The sequence below is a fragment of the Flavobacterium sp. genome (assembly GCF_027531905.1).
Classification (GTDB): domain Bacteria; phylum Bacteroidota; class Bacteroidia; order Flavobacteriales; family Flavobacteriaceae; genus Flavobacterium.
In genome coordinates this window covers 32,509-50,739 of record NZ_JAPZSU010000045.1, presented here as the reverse complement: position 1 = coordinate 50,739, position 18,231 = coordinate 32,509, and the positions used below count along the sequence as shown (strand labels likewise).

The following is an 18,231-nucleotide window of genomic DNA, read 5'->3' as shown; positions in this document are numbered from 1 at the left end:
TAATTAATTGGTGTTAAATATACTATCTTTAGAAACTATAAGTCAAATCTGACAAAAAAATTCAATTAAACCGAGTAGAGCATTTTTTAAGATGCTTTGTGCCTCGTGAAATTTAAATACAATTAAACAGAAACTATTTATGCAAAGAATTGCAGCTTTGTTCCTAATTTCATTTTCAGCTTTTGCTCAACAAACCAAATTTTAGTTGGCAGATATTTTAAACAAATAAGGAGAACATTTAACAACCTAATTTATAAATCTTATGAAAAACTATTTTTTAATTATTTTTTTTGCATTCAATTTTTGCTTCGGTCAACAAAATGAAAAATTTGAAGTATATATAATAAAAGGAACAAAATTAGAAAACGGAATCGAAGTGCGAAAGGATATTTTTATTGACACTTTAGGCGTAGTAAAAAATAACATAAATAGTGAAACTTTTAAAATTGACGCTGCAAAATTTAATGAATCTATTAATACCTTTTTATCAAATGAAAACTTTGAAAGACATGAAGCCGATACATACAATAATAGAATGATTTTCACATCAAGGCTACCAGGAGTAAATATAAATATCAGCATAACTAAATTATCAGATTTATAGAAGATTACTAAAACAGATAAAGCTTATTATTCATATTACAAATTTTACCCGAACGAAGAAAATAATAACAAAAGAGAGATTGAATACGATATAGAAAGATTTCTTAATTTACCTGAATTTATTAGGCTTAAAGAGCTACTACATTAAAAGGACACATGCTAACCGCTGTTGGAAATATGGCAGGTTTGGCTAAATTTAAAGTAGTTGTTATACTTGTAAAATTATTGATTAACAGAAAGTTTAGACATATATAAGTCTCCATATCTCCAAGAGGCTAAACGCTGTAAGTAATAATAAATTCCAAATTCCAACAGTATTTAGTTTGGAATTTGGAATTTTTTTATTGTGATTTTATGAATTTGGAATTTCATCAAAGATAAATCTTCTCGTCTCGACAGCGTTCTAGGATATAGCTTTTCAAATTCGAAATAGTGGCTTGATAATTAGGCGCTTCGTAGCCAAAGCGCTCGTGTTCCATTTGTTCTTTTTCGATTGCGTTGCAACCTTTGAGTACTTCTTTGAGCATGTCGAGCATCGCCAATTCCTTATTTTTGGCTTGTTGAAATTTGAATTCTACAATTTCATCTTGCAAGGCCTCGCAATAGTCCATTAATTCCACTACTTCAGGCTCGTCCAAAAGATAGTCTTTGTTTTTAAAAATTTCTCGTATGGATTTCATAAAACGCTGCTAATTTCAATTATTCACCTTTTGGGAGTTAGTGGGCTTACACATCATCAAAATCCACACGAAGTGTCGCCGAAGTCGGATAGGCTTGACAACTTAAAATTAAACCTTCGGCAATTTCATCATCAGAAAGAATAGAATTTTTCTTCATTTCGGCAGTACCTTCAGTCACACGGCATAAACAGCTGCTGCAAATTCCGCCTTGACAAGAATAAGGAGCATCGATGCCTTGTTTTAGAGCTGCTTCGAGTAGGGTTTGTTTGGCCGACATCTCAAAAGTGGTTGCTTCATCGTCTACCACAACAGTAATAGTTGTGTGGCCTTCTCCAGCTGTGGAAATCGTTTTTTCTTGGGTAGAAGAAGTAAATAATTCAAATTTGATGGCTGATTCTTTTACATTTTTCTCTTTTAAGATGGTAGAAACGGTTGTAATCATTTCTTCTGGACCACACAAAAAGTACTTGTCAAAATTCAAAGCCTCATGTTTTTGCGTAAGCACAGCATTGACAACCGATTTGTCAATTCGTCCAAAAAAGCCTTCTCCAGCGTGTACTTTGCTGTAAACGTAATGTACAAAAAGACGTCCTACATATTGCAATTGCAAGTCGTGTAATTCTTGATGAAAGATGGTTTCTTCCGGAGTTTTATTACCGTAAACCAGCACGAAGGAACTTTTGGGTTCACTTTTTAAGACCGATTTTAAGATAGAAAGTACAGGAGTGATTCCGCTACCTGCTACAAAAGCGGCGTAGTTTCTTTGACGCTCGGCATCAGGAGAGAAGGTGAATTTCCCTTCAGGTTCTCCTACTTCGAGTACGTCTCCCGCTTTTAATCGGCTATTGGCAAATTGGGAGAATAGTCCGTTTTTTACCGCTTTTACTGCAATGCGTAATTCACCACTTTCAGGAGCAGCACAAATAGAATAGGCCCTGCGAATCTCTTGATTGTCTAGGGTTAAACGCAAGTTAAGGTATTGTCCTGCGGTAAAAGTATAATTAGAGGTAAGTTCTTCTGGGACATTAAAAAGTATAGAAACCGCATCTTTGGTTTCGCGTTTTACTTCTTTGATGAGGAGTTTTAAAAAGGAAGGCATAAGTGTATTTTTTTTACAAAGATAGCAAAGACCATAACTTGGATAGCGCAACCGATTAAAATTTTTATACCTAATTGTATTATGTATAAGAATCTTATGTATATTTGGAATTTAAAATAGATTTTCTAATTCTTCAAAACATGAAAAACTCGCAGTTATACAAAGGCAGTCTCAACACTATTATTATGAAGTTGTTGGAAGAAAATGGCAAAATGTATGGATACGAAATTACCCAGAAAGTGAAGGCGTTAACCCAAGGAGAATTGACCATTACAGAAGGTGCCTTGTACCCAGCGTTGCACAAATTGGAAGCCGAAGGATTGCTTGATGTAGAAATAGAACGAGTAGACAACCGCTTGAGAAAGTATTATAAACTCACCGAAAAAGGAACGACAGAAACCGTTAATCGATTGGCGGAGTTGGAGGATTTTATCCGAAACATGCAAAGTTTAGTGAACCCAAAATTAGCCATTTAACTTTTTAAATCATGAATCTAACCACCGAACAAATCAACCAAATAGACACTTTTCTAGAAAGAAATGATGTTAAATACCTTGACATTAAGTTAGAATTACTGGATCACATTGCTTCGCAGATTGAAGCGTTAATAAGTGACCAAAATAGCTCTTTTGAAGAAGCCTTCACCATAATTACAACCCATTGGAAACCTAGATTCCGCTCAAGTTCTAGTTTTTTAATTGGTGTAGTTTATTCATTTCCTAAAATTGTACTAGACCGTTTGGTAGCAAGGGTGAAAAAATATACTTTGTTTCTATTTTGTTTTGGGGTTCTTTTTTGTATTCCAATGGTTTATTATAAGGATTATGGTCGTCTAATTCTAGCCCCATTTGATGGACTGTTTACGACATTGACTATTCTATTAAGTATGGTTTTTTATTTTTTATTGATTAAGATAAACATTCATTCCAAATCGACGAGTTATCGTTTTTTGGTCAATCAATCTGCTCCAGTTATTATTCTTATAATGTTTTTCAATATAGTGCTAGATCAAGAGGTGATAGAATTAAAGCTTTTTTATACACTATTAATTTTATTTCAAGCCACTATAGCTTTTCAAAATTATAGATTGCACACTAGTTTTATAAAAAAATTGACAAAAGCATGAAACTAACCGCCGAACAAATTAACTACATCGAGAATTACATTCAATCCTTTGATATTAAATGGTTCGAAATTCAAGTGGAATTAACCGACCACATGGTTGCTATTATGGAAGAAATCTGGGAGCAAGACCCCGAATTGACTTTTCATCAGGTCAAACACCAAGCAGAACAGCGTTTTGGTAGCGGCTATTTTAAAACAATAGTGGCAGAGCGAAAAACGATTTTGCATAAAGAATACAACAGGCAACAACGTAAAAGGGTAGTCGAGTTTCTAAGATTTCCCAAAATCATAACAAGTATACTTTTAGGAGTTGTAGCGTATCAAGTTTCTTTTTATTTTGAAAGTCCTGCTAAATACGTTTCGGGACTTTTTGGGTTGTTATTCTTGTCTGCAGTACCGATGTCTTATTCTTGGTTTAAGAATCGAAAAATAGATGGAAAGCGTTTTTTAGCAGTAGAGTTTTCTGTTTTCTATTTAGGATCACTTACTTTTCCAGAACTAGGATTAAATATTGCAATCAACTTTAAGGAGGAATTACAACAGAATCATTTATTTCTACTGCCATTCATCTGTTTTTGGGTCTTAGGATTTTTGTTTTGTATTACTGCTGTTCATTTGCAAAACAATATTATTAATACCATCAAAAAGCAATACCAACTTTCCTAAATTTACTATGATACTCACCACCGAACAAATTAATTACATCGAGAATTACATTCAATCCTTTGATATTAAATGGTACGAAATTCAAGTGGAACTAACCGACCACATGGTTGCTATAATGGAAGAAATTTGGGAGCAAGACCCCGAATTGACTTTTCATCAGGTCAAGTACCAAGCAGAACAGCGTTTTGGTAGCGGCTATTTTAAAACAATAGTGGCAGAGCGAAAAACGATTTTGCATAAAGAATACAACAGGCAACAACGAAAAATGGTAGGTGAGTTTTTAAGATTTCCCAAAATTATTGCAAGTATTTTATTAGGAGTTGTAGCGTATCAAGTTTCTTTTTATTTCGAAAATCCTGCTAAATACGTTTCGGGACTTTTTGGAGGCTTGTTTATTTTCACTTTAGCAACGTTTTATTCTTGGTTTAAGAATCGTAAAATGGATGGAAAACGTTTTTTAGGTGTGGAGATTTCTTCGAGTTTGGTTTCAACAGGACCTCTTTTGGGTATTAGTTTGGCTAATGTCATAAAGGACGAGATTATCTACAACTCCAAATTAGTAATTCCTTTTATTGGTCTTTGGGTACTGCTTTTTTTGTTTTGTATCACGGGAATTCATATTCAAACAACTATCTTAAAAACCATCAAAAAGCAATACCAACTTTCCTAAATTTATTATGAAACTAACCACCGAACAAATCGACCAATTATATAGGTTCACACGCCAACATTATGTAGAATGGTATGATCTCCAAACTGAATTGGTGGATCATTTGGCGAATGCAATTGAGGAACAATGGCAAGAAAACCCAAAACTTTCATTTGATCAAGCCTTACAAAACGAATTCAAAAAATTTGGCGTTTTTGGCTTTATGGATGTCGTTGAAGGCAAACAACGATTTTTGCAAAAGAAATACAATCAGATCGTTTGGTCGATAGTGAAGACTTTTTTTACGCTACCCAAAATTATGGGAACAATTGGCGCCACTGGCTTACTGTTTTTATTGTTTCGCGAGAGTCAGTACAACGGCGATTGGATGTTGCTTTTCTATGGTTTATTGGTAATATTTGCTTTGTATGGTATGATCTCGAATCGGTTGAAACGAAAAAAACAAATTCATAATCAAGAAAAACGATGGTTGTTTGAAGATATTTTAAACCAATACGGGGGTTTTGCGGGCGCAATTGTTTTGCCGCTAAATATCTTTTTACAACTCTTTAATCGGGCGGAACATTATATAAGCAATACCTATGTTATGGGTTTCGCCAGTTTCTTTTTGGTACTGATGACTATTTTGATGTACGTTATCTTTTTTGAAATTCCTTCAAAGTCTAAAAAATACCTTTTACAGACCTATCCAGAATATTCTTTGGCTAATTTTTGAAGGCTATTGCCATGAATGTTTAAAAAAAGAACCAAAATTTTTCACCATTAAGAAATGAAGAAAAAATAAGTTTTCTTAGACTTTATGAACCTTATTAGCTTAATGGTTCAAAAAATAAATAAATTTTAATTTATTAAAAGTTACATGATCGATTGTGAAACCTTGTAACGTTTTACATCTTTTGTTTACTTACTCTTCAACTAAACCCAAATAACTATGTTTTTACGTTTTATTTACCTCGAGTGGAAAGCCTTTTTGCGTTCAGCTTCCTTTGGAACGAGCTTGGCGATGCGAATTTTAATGGGCTTTTTGATTGCTTATTTTACTTTATTGTTTTTGGCACTAGGCATTGGCGGCTTTTACGGTCTTAAAGAAATGCATTTAGACCCATTAGTAACCATCAATAAATTTTTGGTCTACTATTTTCTGTTTGATTTGGCCTTTCGATTACTACTTCAAAAAATCCCGGTGCTCAACATTCGTCCTTTGCTGGTGTTACCGATTAAGAGACCTACGATTGTGCATTTTTCTTTAGGAAAGACTGTCTTATCTTTTTTCAATATTTTACACGCTTTTCTTTTTATTCCTTTAAGTATCGTTTTGATCTATGAAGGGTATGATGTGGCGTCGGTAGTGTTTTGGCATTTGGGCATTTTTGCCTTGGTGTACATCAATAATTTTTTGAATATTATATTGAGTAATAAAGATCAATTATTTGGTGTTTTTCTAGCCATAGTTGCGGCACTTGGTGGATTACAATATTACGGATATTTTGATGTAACGGTATATAGCGCTCCATTTTTCGAGGCTTTATTTCATTCAATGGGAATATTTCTTGTACCATTACTAATTTTAGGAGTGTTGTATTACTTCACCTTTATCTATTTCAAAAACGAATTATACCTCGACGCAGGTTTGGCCGTAAAAGGGGAAATCGCCAAAACCGAAGACCTTACTTGGTTGAATCAATTTGGTACTTTGGGAACGTTCTTGAAGAATGATATTAAATTGATCAAAAGAAACAAACGTTCCAAAACAACGGTCCTTATGAGTGTACTCTTTTTGTTTTATGGATTGATTTTCTTTGGCAATCCTACACAGCCTGAAGTAATGCACATTTTTGCAGGAATTTTTGTTTCGGGTGGCTTTTTATTCACCTTTGGGCAATTTGTACCCAGTTGGGATAGCTCGTATTATCAATTAATGATGACGCAAAATATTCCGTATCGTGGTTATTTGAATTCCAAATGGTGGTTAATTGTTATTGCCACTTTTGCGTCTACGATTTTGGCTAGTTTCTATCTTTACTTTGGATGGCAAATATATTTGACCATTGTAGCTGGTGCGATTTACAACATCGGAATCAATTCTCATTTGGTACTTTTGGGAGGGGCTTTTACCAAAACGCCTATCGATTTGGCACAAAGTCAAGGCGCCTTTGGCGACAAAAAAGCATTCAACATAAACACCATGTTGCTCTCTATTCCAAAATTAGTTTTGCCTTTGCTTTTGTATGCCTTGGGGAAATATTTTGGCGGACAAGCATTCGGTTTGGCCGCAGTAGCCCTTGCTGGAGTCATTGGTTTTGCTATGAGAAACTGGGTGTTCCTTCAAATTGAAAAAATTTACAAAAGAGAAAAATACAAAACCATTGCGGCTTACAAACAAAAATAGCCCCCCAACCCCCGAAGGGGGAGTTTAAAAATAATTAACAATTAAAACCCAGCTTACCCCAGCTGTTCCCCTTTTGGGGGTTAGGGGGCATATATGATACAAGTACAAAAACTTTCAAAATCATACAACGGAACTACCGTTTTAAAAATAGACCAATTAGAAATTCCAAAAGGAGAAAGTTTTGGTTTGGTCGGAAATAATGGCGCTGGAAAAACTACTTTTTTCAGCCTAGTACTAGATTTAATTCACCCAACAACTGGTGCTGTTATCAACAATGGTGTTCAAGTAAATACTAGCGAAAGTTGGAAACCTTTTACAGGTTCTTTTTTGGACGAAAGCTTTTTGATTGGGTATTTAACACCCGAAGAATACTTTTATTTTATTGGCGATTTACGCGGACAAAACAAAGCCGATATAGATGCCTTATTAGCCAAGCACGAAGAGTTTTTCAATGGCGAAATCTTGAAAAACAAAAAATACCTTAGAGATTTGTCTAAAGGAAACCAAAAGAAAGTTGGGATCATTGCAACTTTAATAGGCAATCCCGAAGTCGTTATTTTAGATGAACCTTTTGCCAACTTAGACCCAACGACCGTAAACCGATTGAAAAAAATTATCAAAGAATTGGCTCAAAATCCTGAAGTAACTGTTTTAGTTTCTAGCCACGATTTGTTGCATACTGTGGAGGTTTGTAACCGAATTGTCGCTTTGAACAAAGGAGAAGTTGTCAAAGATATTCAAACATCGACAGAGACTTTGGCTGAGTTAGAAGCGTTTTTTGCGGTTTAAATTCGAATATTTCAAAAAGAAACGTATTTTTACCAGTCATTATACTAAAATAATGTTTTTCAAGTTAAAAGATAAAACGTTTCCTATTGAAGACTACCAGTTATAAGCCCTTTTATGCTCTACTTTTTTTCGTTTTCTTGATAGCTTGCTCTACCAAGAAGAATACTTTTTTGGCCAGAAATTCGCATGCGTTGAGTACGCGGTATAATATTTTGTACAACGGACAAATAGGCTTAGACAAAGGGGTAAATGGGCTGGTAACAGGTGATAAAGATAATTTTTGGGAGTTGTTGCCAATTGAAAGAATGCAATTTTCAGAAAGTGTCGCTCCTGACGATAAAACCAAAAATGCCGACTTTGAATTGGCAGAAACCAAAGCCACCAAAGCCATTCAAAAGCACTCGATGAATATTGGTGGGCGCGAGGTCAATTATCAAATGGACGAAGCCTATCTTTTGCTAGGAAAAGCAAGGTATTACGATCAGCGTTTTGTGCCAGCTTTAGATGCTTTCAATTATATTTTATACAAATATCCAGAAAGTGATAAAATATACGAAGCCAAAGTTTGGCGCGAAAAAGCCAATATGCGTTTGGGCAATGATGCATTAGTGTTAAAAAACATCAATAAATTACTTAAAGACAAGGAGTTCAAAGACCAACCTTTTGCGGATGCCAATGCACTTTTGGCTGAGGCATTTTTGAATTTAGAACAAAAAGATAGCGCGGTCGCCAAACTTAAAATAGCGGTAGATTTTACTAAAAGTAACGAAGAAAAAGCCCGTTATCGTTTTATTTTGGGGCAATTGTATCAAGAATTAGGAAAAAAAGACAGTGCGCTTTTTTGTTATGATGCAGTAATAGCTATGAATCGCAGTGCCAAGAGAGAGTACATTATTCAGTCTTATGCCAGAAAAGCGCAACTATTTGATTACAAGACAGGCAATCCCGACGCTTTTGTTGCCATTTATAAAGAACTAATTAAGGATCGTGAAAATCGTATTTTTTTAGATTTGATTTACCACAATATGGCGTTGTTTTATGACCATTATAATAAACCAGATTCGGCTACCATTTTCTATAAAACTTCATTAAAAGCTCAACCCAAAGACCCTTATTTAGTAGCGTCCAATTATAGAAACATTGGAACTATTTATTTCAAAGCCACCAATTATCCTTTGGCGGCCAAATATTATGATAGTACGTTAGTAAAACTCAATCCAAAAACAAGAGAGTTTTATAAAATTCAAAAAAAGCGTAAAGATTTAGACCAAGCGATTTTATTAGAAACTAGTACCAAAAGAAACGATAGTATTTTAAAAGTAGTCGCGCTGTCTCCTTCAGAGCGCAACGCCTATTATGAAAAACATATCGTTGCCATTAAAAAGCAAGATTCTATAAAACGAGTCTTGGAGGAAAAACAAAAACAAAAATTAGCCAACATCGAAAGCAATTTGACAGGTTCTGATCCAGGTGCAGTGCCATCGGGTCCAGGTTTGGTAACTACAAAAGCATTTTTGCCTCCGAGTGATAATCAACAAGCAGAATCGGCAAATACCTTTTATTTTTACAATCCAAAAACGGTGGCCTTCGGGAAATTAGAATTTAGAAAAGCGTATGGAAATCGCGCTTTGGTTGAAAATTGGTTGTTCTCGAATGTAAAAAAAGGAGACAATGAAACCTCAAACGATACAATAAATGATGATAGTGCAGCCGCTGAGAAAACAGTTGAAGATCCTCGTTATACAGTACCGTTTTATCTAAAGCAATTACCTACTCAAGCTTCGGCGATTGACAGTATTACTAAAGAAAGAAATACGGGATATTATCAATTAGGTGTGGTTTACAAAGAAAAATTCAAAGAATACGACTTGGCCAGTACTAAGTTGGAACAATTACTCAGCTTTCATCCTGATGTAAAATTGATTCCACCTACTCAGTACAATTTGTATAAGATTTATGAAATCACCAATAAAGAAAAAGCTGCATCGGTTAAAAACGCTATCAGTACCCAGTTCCCGGATTCCAGATATGCTAGAATAATAATGAATCCTACTTTTGATGGCTCGAAAGACAAAGATTCTCCAGAGAATAAATATAAAGAGTGTTACGAATGGTTTAAGAATGAAAAATTTACGTCGGTAATTGCGCGTTGTAATACGATGATTGCTCAGTTGACAGGAGAAGAAATTGTGGCCAAGTTTGAGTTACTCAAGGCGAATGCTTTGGCTAAAACAAAAGGGTTGTCCGCCTACAAAGAAGCCATGCAATATGTAGCCGATACCTATGCAAATACCGAAGAAGGAAAAAAAGCAGAAGAGATTATCACCACACAAATTCCCATTTTGGAACGAATGGCTTTTAGTACGGTAGATACTAAAAAGTGGAAGATTATCTTTAGAATTCCTATCGAAGATTATAAGCAAGAACGAGCCATCGAAAAGCAAGTTTTAGAATTTATGGCTAAAGAAAACTTGGAAAACCTATATTATACTTGTGATAATTATACCGATAGCGAACGTATTTTATGCGTACACGGATTTAGATCAGAAGTGTATGCTAATGATGTATCGGTTATCTTTAATAAAAAAGGCTTGCCTGCCGTAAAAAAAATAGCCATTCCAATTACTGATGAGAATTACAAGATCGTCCAAATGAAAAAGAATTTAGACGCCTATTTAACCACAAAAACGCCCTAAGTGATGTTCGACAAAAAAAACAAACCACCCTACACCGATTTATTAGGTAAAACCAATAGAATTGTAGAAGCTACTCAAATTAAAGGAGATGTTTTTTCTCATGCTGATTTTAGATTAGATGGAGAATTGATTGGGAATTTTACTTCCAATGGCAAATTAGTGATTGGCCCTTCTGGAAAAGTAATTGGTGAAATTGTTTGTAAAAATGTCGACATCGAAGGTATTTTTAACGGGAAAATAACGGCGCATGAATTACTGAATATAAAAGCGACAGCTACAGTTGAAGGCGATGTATGTGTTGGAAAGTTAGCTATAGAACCAGGCGCTCTTTTTACGGCAACCTGTGTTATGAAAAATCCTGAAATTAACCATCCTGATGGAACCCAATCCAAATAAACGAAAACCCAATAAATGGTTAACTTTAATCAATATCCCTATTCAAATGGGAATATTGATTTTTTTATTTGCTTACTTAGGGCATTGGTTAGATGAAAATCATCCGAGTCCAAAAGTGTATTACGTCAAAATTTTTGTAATTGTTGGAGTTTTCTTAGCAATGTACAATGTGTACCGACAAGTAAATGAAATCAATAAAAATCAATAAATGAATACCTCTTTTTTTAAAAAAATCATTCCCCTTTTGTTAGCAATACTAATTGCCTTTGCAGTTCATCAAGGTTTGTTTTTTGTATTAAAAATTAACACACAAAACTTTATCTATTCCTTGCCAGAACTTTATGCTTGGTTTACTTTGTTTACACTACTAGTGGTTTTTGTTTTGTTATTGGTTAAGAGGAAAAGTTTAGATAATGTAGGAATGAGTTTTCTGTTGGTAACGAGTATAAAAATGGTCTTTTGTTACCTAATTTTACGTCCTATATTAAAAGTAGCAACTCTTCAAAATTCCGTTGAGAAAATTAACTTTTTTGCACTTTTTATTCTCTTTTTATTACTAGAAACACTGTTCACTATTCACTTAGTAAATGAAAAACAAAAATAGGGTATTGAAAAAGCCAAATCCGCAAAAAATTATTTTTTATATTCTTTTGCATATTAATAAAAAATGTACCTTTGCACCAAATTTCAGAAACGTAATAAATTAAGATAATTAACTGTTATGGTGATTTCAAACAAACCACTTCGATTTTTAGTAGCAATTTTAGTAGCATTTCTTCCTTTACTATCTACAGCAAACCCTGTTGTTGATAGTACTAAAGTAGAAGTAGTAGCAGAGGGTCATGAAGGAGCTGTAGCGCATGAAGGAGCTCAGGCTGAACCAAAAGATGTCAAAACCGAAATCAAAGAATTCATCAATCACCACTTATTAGATTCACATTCTTTTAATTTTAATGCTAATAAAGAAACAGGAGAACACTACGGTTTCTCATTACCAATTATTCTTTGGGATAATGGTTTGCAAGTATTTTCTTCAGCTGCATTTCACCACGGTCCTGTAGCAGATGTTGCAGAGCACAACGGAAACTTCTACAAATTACACCACGAAAAAATTTATAAAACCGATGCTAAAGGTACACTTACTGAAGCGCACGGTCATCCAACAAATGTTCAGCCATTAGATTTGTCAATTACTAAAAGTGTAGTTGGTATTTTATTTGTAGCTATTTTGATGTTGGTATTGTTCTCAAGTTTAGCAAAATCGTATGCTAAAAATGGAGGAATTGCAAAAGGAGCAGGTCGTTTCTTTGAACCATTAGTAATCTATGTAAGAGACGAGATTGCTATCCCGAACATTGGAGAGAAAGGGTATAAAAAGTATATGAGTTATTTATTGACTATTTTCTTCTTCATCTTTTTCTTGAACATTTTAGGATTAACTCCGTTTGGATTCAATGTAACAGGTAATATTGCAATTACTTTTTCATTAGCTATCTTGACGTATTTAATTACAACATTTACCGCTAACAAAAATTATTGGGCACATATTTTCTGGATGCCAGGAGTACCTACCCCAATGAAATTTATCTTAGCGCCTATCGAATTATTAGGAACAATCATTAAACCATTTTCATTGATGATACGTTTGTATGCTAACATTTTAGCAGGTCACGTAGTATTGATGAGTATCATTGGGTTGATGTTTATTTTCAAAAGCTGGATTGGAAGCACTTTGTCATTCGGATTGGCATTTGCACTTTCTATTCTAGAAATATTAGTAGCGTTTCTTCAAGCGTATATCTTCACTATGTTGTCTGCTCTTTATTTTGGAGCTGGTAACGAAGAACACCACCACGAAGAAGCACACCACTAAAATGTTCTTTGTTTATCGTTTAGTGTTTGTTGTTTCCAAACAATAAACAATTAACCATAAACTATGAACTTAAAATTGAATGTTTAATTTTTAATATATATATATTATGCAAATTCCAACTATTGTAGGAGCAGGATTAATTGTAATCGGAGCAGGTTTAGGTATTGGTAAAATTGGTGGTTCAGCAATGGACGCTATTGCTCGTCAACCAGAAGCTTCTGGAAAAATCCAAACAGCTATGCTTATTGCAGCTGCACTTATTGAAGGTATTGGTTTCGCTGCGTTATTCGCATCTTAATTAAAGACTAAAAAGCAATAGTTACAACGGTTGGTTGTGACTATTGTTTTAAAATTAAAACATTAAAATTAAATAATAGAGATAAAAATGGATAAGTTAATAAATGATTTTTCGTTTGGTTTGTTTATTTGGCAAATAGTAATTTTTGTTGGATTAATCCTTTTGTTGAAAAAATTTGCTTGGAAACCAATTCTTGATGCGGTAAACGAAAGAGAAGAAGGAATCAAAAATGCTTTAGAATCTGCAGAAAATGCAAAAAAAGAAATGCAAGATTTGCAAGCAGACAACCAACGTATTTTACAAGAAGCGAGAGTAGAGCGTGACAGTATGCTTAAAGAAGCTCGTGAAATGAAAGAAAAAATCGTTGCTGATGCCAAAAATGAAGCTCAAGCTCAAGGTCAAAAAATGATTGAGCAAGCAAAAGCGGCAATCGAAAGTGAAAAAAATGCAGCTATGAATGAGTTGAAATTACAAGTTTCTACTTTGTCATTGAGTATTGCAGAAAAAGTATTAAAAGACGAATTATCTAACAAAGAAGCTCAAACTAAATTGGTTGAGAAAATGTTAGGAGACGTTAAATTGAACTAATTATGGCAGGTACAAGAGCAGCAATTCGATATTCGAAAGCAATTCTAGACATTGCCAATGCAAAGCAAGTAGCTGAAGCAGTAAACAATGATATGAAGTTGATAGGTGATACTATTGCTTCTAATTTGGAATTAAGCACTTTCATTCAAAACCCAACTTTAAAAGTTGAGGTTAAAGAGCAAGCGCTTTTAGAAGTTTTTAGTTCTGTTAATGGTGTTACTAAAAGTTTGTTTCATCTATTATTTGAAAATAAAAGGTTCGAAATTCTAGAAGGTATTACTTCAGAATACAATAAATTATTTGATAGTATGAATGGGGTAGAAGTTGCGAATGTAACAACTGCTATCGCTATGGATGCTGCTTTAGAAGCTAAAGTATTGGCTAAAATTGCAACCCTTTCAGATAAAAAAATTCAAATTGAAAATACAATAGATCCTTCTATTATTGGAGGTTTTGTTTTAAGAATAGGTGACAAGCAATACAATGCTTCTGTTGCTAACAAATTGCAAGTTTTAAAAAGAGAATTAAGTAACTAGTTTTATCACACATTTAAGTGTCTAAATTATAAAGTAAGATGGCGGAAATCAAACCTGCTGAAATTTCAGCAATATTAAAGAAGCAAGTTGAAAGTTTTGAATCTGGTGCTACACTAGAAGAAGTAGGAACAGTACTTAATGTTGGAGATGGTATTGCTCGTGTTTACGGGCTATCTAATGTTCAATATGGTGAGTTAGTTGAATTTGAAAATGGGTTAGAAGCAATCGTTTTGAACCTAGAAGAAGACAACGTAGGGGTGGTACTTTTAGGACCATCAACTGGAATCAAAGAAGGTTCTACTGCCAAAAGAACACAACGTATTGCTTCTCTTAAAACAGGAGAAGGAATGGTAGGACGTGTAGTAAACACTTTAGGTCAGCCAATTGATGGTAAAGGACCAATTACAGGTGAATTATACGAAATGCCATTAGAAAGAAAAGCTCCTGGAGTTATCTTCCGTCAGCCAGTAACTGAACCATTACAAACAGGTGTAAAAGCAGTTGATGCTATGATTCCTGTAGGACGTGGACAACGTGAGTTAGTTATTGGTGACCGTCAAACTGGTAAATCAACAGTTTGTATTGATACTATCTTAAATCAAAAGGAATTTTACGATGCAGGTCAACCTGTATTCTGTATCTATGTAGCTATTGGTCAAAAAGCTTCTACTGTTGCTGGAATTGCAAAAATGTTAGAAGAAAAAGGAGCAATGGCTTATACAGTGATTGTTGCAGCTAATGCTTCTGACCCAGCGCCAATGCAAGTTTATGCCCCTTTCGCAGGTGCTGCAATTGGTGAATACTTTAGAGATTCAGGTCGTCCAGCTTTAATTGTTTATGATGACTTATCTAAACAAGCGGTAGCTTACCGTGAGGTATCTCTTTTGTTAAGAAGACCTCCAGGACGTGAGGCTTACCCTGGTGACGTATTCTACTTACACTCTCGTTTATTAGAAAGAGCTTGTAAAGTAATTGCTGATGACTCTATCGCTAAAAACATGAATGACTTACCAGATTCTTTAAAAGGAATCGTTAAAGGTGGTGGTTCATTAACAGCTTTACCAATTATCGAAACACAAGCGGGTGACGTATCTGCGTATATCCCAACAAACGTAATTTCGATTACAGATGGTCAAATTTTCTTGGATGGAGATTTGTTCAACTCTGGGGTTCGTCCAGCGATTAACGTAGGTATTTCTGTATCTCGTGTGGGTGGTAACGCTCAAATTAAATCAATGAAAAAAGTAGCAGGTACTTTGAAATTAGACCAAGCCCAATTCCGCGAATTGGAAGCGTTTGCTAAATTCGGTTCTGATTTGGATGCTGTTACTTTAAACGTAATTGAAAAAGGAAAAAGAAACGTTGAAATCTTGAAACAAGGTTTGAACGACCCTTATACTGTTGAAGACCAAGTAGCAATTATCTACGCAGGTTCTAAAAACTTGTTGAGAAATGTTCCTGTTGATAAAGTAAAAGAATTCGAAAAAGATTTCTTAGAATATATGAACAACAAAAACAGAGCAACTTTGGATGCTTTGAAAGCAGGAAAATTGACAGACGAAATTACAGATGTAATCGAAGCTGCAGCAAAAGAAATTTCAGCAAAATATAATTAAAAAGTATTAAGTATTGAGTATCAAGAATTAAGATCTCTTGATACTTAATACTTAAATCTTAATACTCAAAAAAAATGGCTAATTTAAAGGAAATCCGTAATAGAATTGTTTCCATCTCATCTACGATGCAAATTACATCGGCGATGAAAATGGTTTCTGCTGCAAAGTTGAAAAAAGCACAAGATGCCATCACTGCGATGCGTCCTTATGCTGAAAAACAAACGGAATTACTACAAAACCTTTCTGCTACCTTAGACGGTGATGTAGGAGGTGAGTATACTACACAAAGAGAAATCAAAAAAGTGTTATTGGTAGCTATTACTTCTAACCGTGGTTTGTGTGGTGCTTTTAATTCTAACGTAATCAAGGAAGTTAAAGTACGTGCAGACTATTATGCAGGAAAACAAGTGGATGTTTTTGCTATTGGTAAAAAAGGAAATGATGTTTTGGGTAAAAGTTTTGCAGTAGTTGGTAACGAGAGTAAAGTTTTTGATGCCTTAAGTTTTGAGAACGTTGCTACAATTGCTGATAATTTAACACAACAATTTATTGGAGGTAATTATGACAGAATTGAATTGGTTTACAACCAATTTAAAAACGCTGCTACTCAAATTGTTCAAACGGAACAATTTTTGCCTTTAGCACCAATTAAAGCTGATAAAGCGGTTACTCCAGGAGATTATATTTTTGAGCCTTCAAAAGAAGAAATCGTGTTGACTTTGATTCCTAAATCATTGAAAACGCAATTATATAAAGGAATTAGAGATTCATTCGCTTCAGAACATGGCGCTCGTATGACCGCAATGCACAAAGCAACTGATAATGCTACAGAATTACGTGACCAATTGAAGTTAACGTATAACAAAGCCCGTCAAGCTGCCATTACTAGCGAGATTTTAGAGATCGTAGGTGGAGCAGAAGCTTTGAATGGATAGAAATTTCATTATTGAAAAAACAAAAAGAGCTAACTTATGTTGGCTCTTTTTGTTTTTAATATTTCTTATGATTCCACTTTAATACTTGTTGTTTTTGCTTTGGTTTTTCATTTGTCGTAACCAAGCTTTTTACTGCTAAAATAGAATCTATTTTTTTCTGATTATAAATGACTAACCAAGAATAAGACTTTGTTTTTTTATTTTCCCATAGAGAAGTTGCTATTTCTTCTTCTATGATGGGTAAGGCCATTTTTCCTTTTTTTTGTGAATAAGCTAAAGTAGAAAGTATAGAAAATAGTAGTAAAGAAAGTAATTTTTTATTCATGGTTTAATTTTGGGTTTGTTTGTCTGTACTGTAACTAAAATTGTGCCAATGGCATTTTTTAGTTAAAAACCGTAAGAATTAGATTTAAAATAGTTTTGATGTTATTCAAATAGCTTGCAAACATATTGTAGAATGAACTACTTTAATGTTTTATTGATTTCCAAAAATTCCTCCTCCCAAATCTTTCCAACTCATCTCTTTTTCTCTAATTTTACATTTTTAAAATTACCTATGGAAATCAAAATTAGAGAATTGCACACTAAAGAAGAGATGCTTGCTCGTATTGACATGATGCGTCACTTGTACCCCACTTTTACTATTGAAAAATACGATAGTTATCTTACCGAAATGATTCCGCATAACTATAAACAGCTTGCTGTTTTTGAAGGCGAAGTTTGTTTAGGTATTACGGGTTTTTGGCAAGGGTATAAATTATGGTCTGGGAAGTATATCGAAATCGATAATTTTGTAGTGCATCCCGACCATCGTGCCAAAGGTATTGGAAAAATGATGACCGATTATATTGATGCTAAAGCCAAAGCTACGAACTGCACTATGATAGTTTTGGATGCATTTACAGGAAACTTCAATGCGCATCGTTTTTATTACAACCAAGGGTACGTGCCCAAAGGCTTTCATTTTTTGAAAATCATCAACGAAGAGGGGCTTTCGTAAAATTTTAAACCATTTAAGGCATATAAGGTCATTTAAGTTTTTTCTTTGTGAACCTTGTGTAAGTCTTTGTGCTCTTTGTGGTTAAATTTAACACCAAAGCAAACGGCTAGTATTTTTATATGACCTTAAATGCCCTTATATGGTTCAAATAACAGTTGCTATCCCAAAAAGACTTCAATGGCTTCAATGTTTAAATAAAACCGTAATCTATGCGGTTAAATTTTTTTATTAAGTCAACCTTGAATTCGCTATTTTTGTTTTCTTAAGTCAAA

The 18,231-nt window shown here is 34.2% G+C and carries 21 protein-coding genes; 18 read left to right on the top strand and 3 right to left on the bottom strand.

The window, feature by feature from the left end; translation table 11 throughout:
* Positions 1-262: 262 nt before the first annotated feature.
* Positions 263-604 (top strand): hypothetical protein, encoded by a 342-nt coding sequence (locus O9307_RS11900; protein ID WP_298299552.1) that lies wholly within the window; start codon positions 263-265, stop codon positions 602-604.
* 370 nt (positions 605-974) lie between these two features.
* Here O9307_RS11900 and O9307_RS11895 read toward each other — a convergent pair whose 3' ends face one another.
* Together O9307_RS11895 and O9307_RS11890 are read right to left on the bottom strand one after the other, a co-directional pair.
* Entirely contained in the window at positions 975-1,283 is a 309-nt protein-coding gene (locus O9307_RS11895) for a hypothetical protein (RefSeq protein ID WP_159688993.1), read from the bottom strand.
* A 46-nt stretch (positions 1,284-1,329) separates the two neighbouring features.
* Positions 1,330-2,382 carry a ferredoxin--NADP reductase gene (locus O9307_RS11890; protein ID WP_298299547.1) on the bottom strand — a complete coding sequence of 351 codons (1,053 nt, stop codon included), beginning with the start codon at positions 2,380-2,382 and terminating at the stop codon, positions 1,330-1,332.
* Between the two features lie 140 nt (positions 2,383-2,522).
* Between O9307_RS11890 and O9307_RS11885 the strand changes: the two genes are divergently transcribed.
* From O9307_RS11885 to atpG, 16 genes are all read left to right on the top strand, one after another.
* Positions 2,523-2,858, top strand: a complete 336-nt coding sequence (locus O9307_RS11885) for a PadR family transcriptional regulator (RefSeq protein ID WP_064716081.1) — start codon at positions 2,523-2,525, stop codon at positions 2,856-2,858.
* Between the two features lie 11 nt (positions 2,859-2,869).
* The gene (locus O9307_RS11880) at positions 2,870-3,508 is read left to right on the top strand and encodes a hypothetical protein (RefSeq protein WP_298299543.1); all 639 of its coding nucleotides are present in this window, start codon (positions 2,870-2,872) and stop codon (positions 3,506-3,508) included.
* Positions 3,505-4,173 carry a hypothetical protein gene (locus O9307_RS11875; protein ID WP_298299540.1) on the top strand — a complete coding sequence of 223 codons (669 nt, stop codon included), beginning with the start codon at positions 3,505-3,507 and terminating at the stop codon, positions 4,171-4,173. The genes O9307_RS11880 and O9307_RS11875 overlap by 4 nt, the downstream gene beginning before the upstream one ends.
* 7 nt (positions 4,174-4,180) lie before the next feature.
* Positions 4,181-4,843: a hypothetical protein gene (locus O9307_RS11870; protein WP_298299538.1), complete on the top strand. Its 663-nt coding sequence runs from the start codon at positions 4,181-4,183 to the stop codon at positions 4,841-4,843.
* Between the two features lie 7 nt (positions 4,844-4,850).
* Positions 4,851-5,558, top strand: coding sequence for a hypothetical protein (locus O9307_RS11865; protein WP_298299535.1), 708 nt, complete (start codon positions 4,851-4,853; stop codon positions 5,556-5,558).
* Between the two features lie 216 nt (positions 5,559-5,774).
* Entirely contained in the window at positions 5,775-7,232 is a 1,458-nt protein-coding gene (locus O9307_RS11860) for a DUF5687 family protein (RefSeq protein WP_298299532.1), read from the top strand.
* A gap of 93 nt (positions 7,233-7,325) precedes the next feature.
* Complete coding sequence (locus tag O9307_RS11855) at positions 7,326-8,021, top strand: ABC transporter ATP-binding protein (protein WP_298299529.1); 696 nt, start codon at positions 7,326-7,328, stop codon at positions 8,019-8,021.
* Between the two features lie 86 nt (positions 8,022-8,107).
* Positions 8,108-10,717: a gliding motility protein gene (locus tag O9307_RS11850; RefSeq protein ID WP_298299526.1), complete on the top strand. Its 2,610-nt coding sequence runs from the start codon at positions 8,108-8,110 to the stop codon at positions 10,715-10,717.
* A gap of 3 nt (positions 10,718-10,720) precedes the next feature.
* Positions 10,721-11,113, top strand: coding sequence for a polymer-forming cytoskeletal protein (locus O9307_RS11845; RefSeq protein WP_298299523.1), 393 nt, complete (start codon positions 10,721-10,723; stop codon positions 11,111-11,113).
* Positions 11,094-11,321: an AtpZ/AtpI family protein gene (locus tag O9307_RS11840; RefSeq protein ID WP_298299520.1), complete on the top strand. Its 228-nt coding sequence runs from the start codon at positions 11,094-11,096 to the stop codon at positions 11,319-11,321. The genes O9307_RS11845 and O9307_RS11840 overlap by 20 nt, the downstream gene beginning before the upstream one ends.
* Positions 11,322-11,834: 513 nt before the next feature.
* Positions 11,835-12,986, top strand: a complete 1,152-nt coding sequence (gene atpB / locus O9307_RS11835; RefSeq protein WP_298299517.1) for a F0F1 ATP synthase subunit A — start codon at positions 11,835-11,837, stop codon at positions 12,984-12,986.
* Between the two features lie 106 nt (positions 12,987-13,092).
* A complete protein-coding gene (gene atpE, locus O9307_RS11830; RefSeq protein ID WP_078212011.1) occupies positions 13,093-13,284 on the top strand; it encodes an ATP synthase F0 subunit C in 192 nt (63 codons plus the stop codon).
* 87 nt (positions 13,285-13,371) lie between these two features.
* Complete coding sequence (locus O9307_RS11825; protein ID WP_298299510.1) at positions 13,372-13,872, top strand: F0F1 ATP synthase subunit B; 501 nt, start codon at positions 13,372-13,374, stop codon at positions 13,870-13,872.
* Between the two features lie 2 nt (positions 13,873-13,874).
* Positions 13,875-14,408 (top strand): ATP synthase F1 subunit delta, encoded by a 534-nt coding sequence (gene atpH / locus O9307_RS11820; RefSeq protein ID WP_298299508.1) that lies wholly within the window; start codon positions 13,875-13,877, stop codon positions 14,406-14,408.
* A gap of 38 nt (positions 14,409-14,446) precedes the next feature.
* Positions 14,447-16,024, top strand: a complete 1,578-nt coding sequence (gene atpA / locus O9307_RS11815; RefSeq protein WP_298299505.1) for a F0F1 ATP synthase subunit alpha — start codon at positions 14,447-14,449, stop codon at positions 16,022-16,024.
* A gap of 74 nt (positions 16,025-16,098) precedes the next feature.
* Positions 16,099-16,959: an ATP synthase F1 subunit gamma gene (atpG, locus tag O9307_RS11810; RefSeq protein WP_298299503.1), complete on the top strand. Its 861-nt coding sequence runs from the start codon at positions 16,099-16,101 to the stop codon at positions 16,957-16,959.
* Positions 16,960-17,014: 55 nt separating this feature from the next.
* On the opposite strand, the gene O9307_RS11805 is transcribed toward atpG, so the two are convergent.
* Complete coding sequence (locus tag O9307_RS11805; RefSeq protein ID WP_298299500.1) at positions 17,015-17,284, bottom strand: hypothetical protein; 270 nt, start codon at positions 17,282-17,284, stop codon at positions 17,015-17,017.
* 231 nt (positions 17,285-17,515) lie between these two features.
* Here O9307_RS11805 and O9307_RS11800 point away from each other — a divergent pair, with 231 nt between their 5' ends.
* Complete coding sequence (locus tag O9307_RS11800) at positions 17,516-17,959, top strand: GNAT family N-acetyltransferase (protein ID WP_298299498.1); 444 nt, start codon at positions 17,516-17,518, stop codon at positions 17,957-17,959.
* Positions 17,960-18,231 lie beyond the last annotated feature (272 nt).

What these genes read in the sequence shown, in the direction of transcription:
- O9307_RS11885 (WP_064716081.1), top strand. Translation starts at nt 2,523, where the DNA reads ATGAAAAACTCGCAGTTATACAAAGGCAGTCTCAACACTATTATTATG.
- O9307_RS11860 (WP_298299532.1), top strand. Translation starts at nt 5,775, where the DNA reads ATGTTTTTACGTTTTATTTACCTCGAGTGGAAAGCCTTTTTGCGTTCA.
- atpA (WP_298299505.1), top strand. Translation starts at nt 14,447, where the DNA reads ATGGCGGAAATCAAACCTGCTGAAATTTCAGCAATATTAAAGAAGCAA.
- O9307_RS11890 (WP_298299547.1), bottom strand. Translation starts at nt 2,382, where the DNA reads ATGCCTTCCTTTTTAAAACTCCTCATCAAAGAAGTAAAACGCGAAACC.
- atpG (WP_298299503.1), top strand. Translation starts at nt 16,099, where the DNA reads ATGGCTAATTTAAAGGAAATCCGTAATAGAATTGTTTCCATCTCATCT.
- O9307_RS11800 (WP_298299498.1), top strand. Translation starts at nt 17,516, where the DNA reads ATGGAAATCAAAATTAGAGAATTGCACACTAAAGAAGAGATGCTTGCT.
- O9307_RS11805 (WP_298299500.1), bottom strand. Translation starts at nt 17,284, where the DNA reads ATGAATAAAAAATTACTTTCTTTACTACTATTTTCTATACTTTCTACT.
- O9307_RS11825 (WP_298299510.1), top strand. Translation starts at nt 13,372, where the DNA reads ATGGATAAGTTAATAAATGATTTTTCGTTTGGTTTGTTTATTTGGCAA.
- atpH (WP_298299508.1), top strand. Translation starts at nt 13,875, where the DNA reads ATGGCAGGTACAAGAGCAGCAATTCGATATTCGAAAGCAATTCTAGAC.
- O9307_RS11875 (WP_298299540.1), top strand. Translation starts at nt 3,505, where the DNA reads ATGAAACTAACCGCCGAACAAATTAACTACATCGAGAATTACATTCAA.
- O9307_RS11895 (WP_159688993.1), bottom strand. Translation starts at nt 1,283, where the DNA reads ATGAAATCCATACGAGAAATTTTTAAAAACAAAGACTATCTTTTGGAC.
- O9307_RS11855 (WP_298299529.1), top strand. Translation starts at nt 7,326, where the DNA reads ATGATACAAGTACAAAAACTTTCAAAATCATACAACGGAACTACCGTT.
- O9307_RS11865 (WP_298299535.1), top strand. Translation starts at nt 4,851, where the DNA reads ATGAAACTAACCACCGAACAAATCGACCAATTATATAGGTTCACACGC.
- atpE (WP_078212011.1), top strand. Translation starts at nt 13,093, where the DNA reads ATGCAAATTCCAACTATTGTAGGAGCAGGATTAATTGTAATCGGAGCA.
- O9307_RS11880 (WP_298299543.1), top strand. Translation starts at nt 2,870, where the DNA reads ATGAATCTAACCACCGAACAAATCAACCAAATAGACACTTTTCTAGAA.
- O9307_RS11845 (WP_298299523.1), top strand. Translation starts at nt 10,721, where the DNA reads ATGTTCGACAAAAAAAACAAACCACCCTACACCGATTTATTAGGTAAA.
- O9307_RS11900 (WP_298299552.1), top strand. Translation starts at nt 263, where the DNA reads ATGAAAAACTATTTTTTAATTATTTTTTTTGCATTCAATTTTTGCTTC.
- O9307_RS11870 (WP_298299538.1), top strand. Translation starts at nt 4,181, where the DNA reads ATGATACTCACCACCGAACAAATTAATTACATCGAGAATTACATTCAA.
- O9307_RS11840 (WP_298299520.1), top strand. Translation starts at nt 11,094, where the DNA reads ATGGAACCCAATCCAAATAAACGAAAACCCAATAAATGGTTAACTTTA.
- atpB (WP_298299517.1), top strand. Translation starts at nt 11,835, where the DNA reads ATGGTGATTTCAAACAAACCACTTCGATTTTTAGTAGCAATTTTAGTA.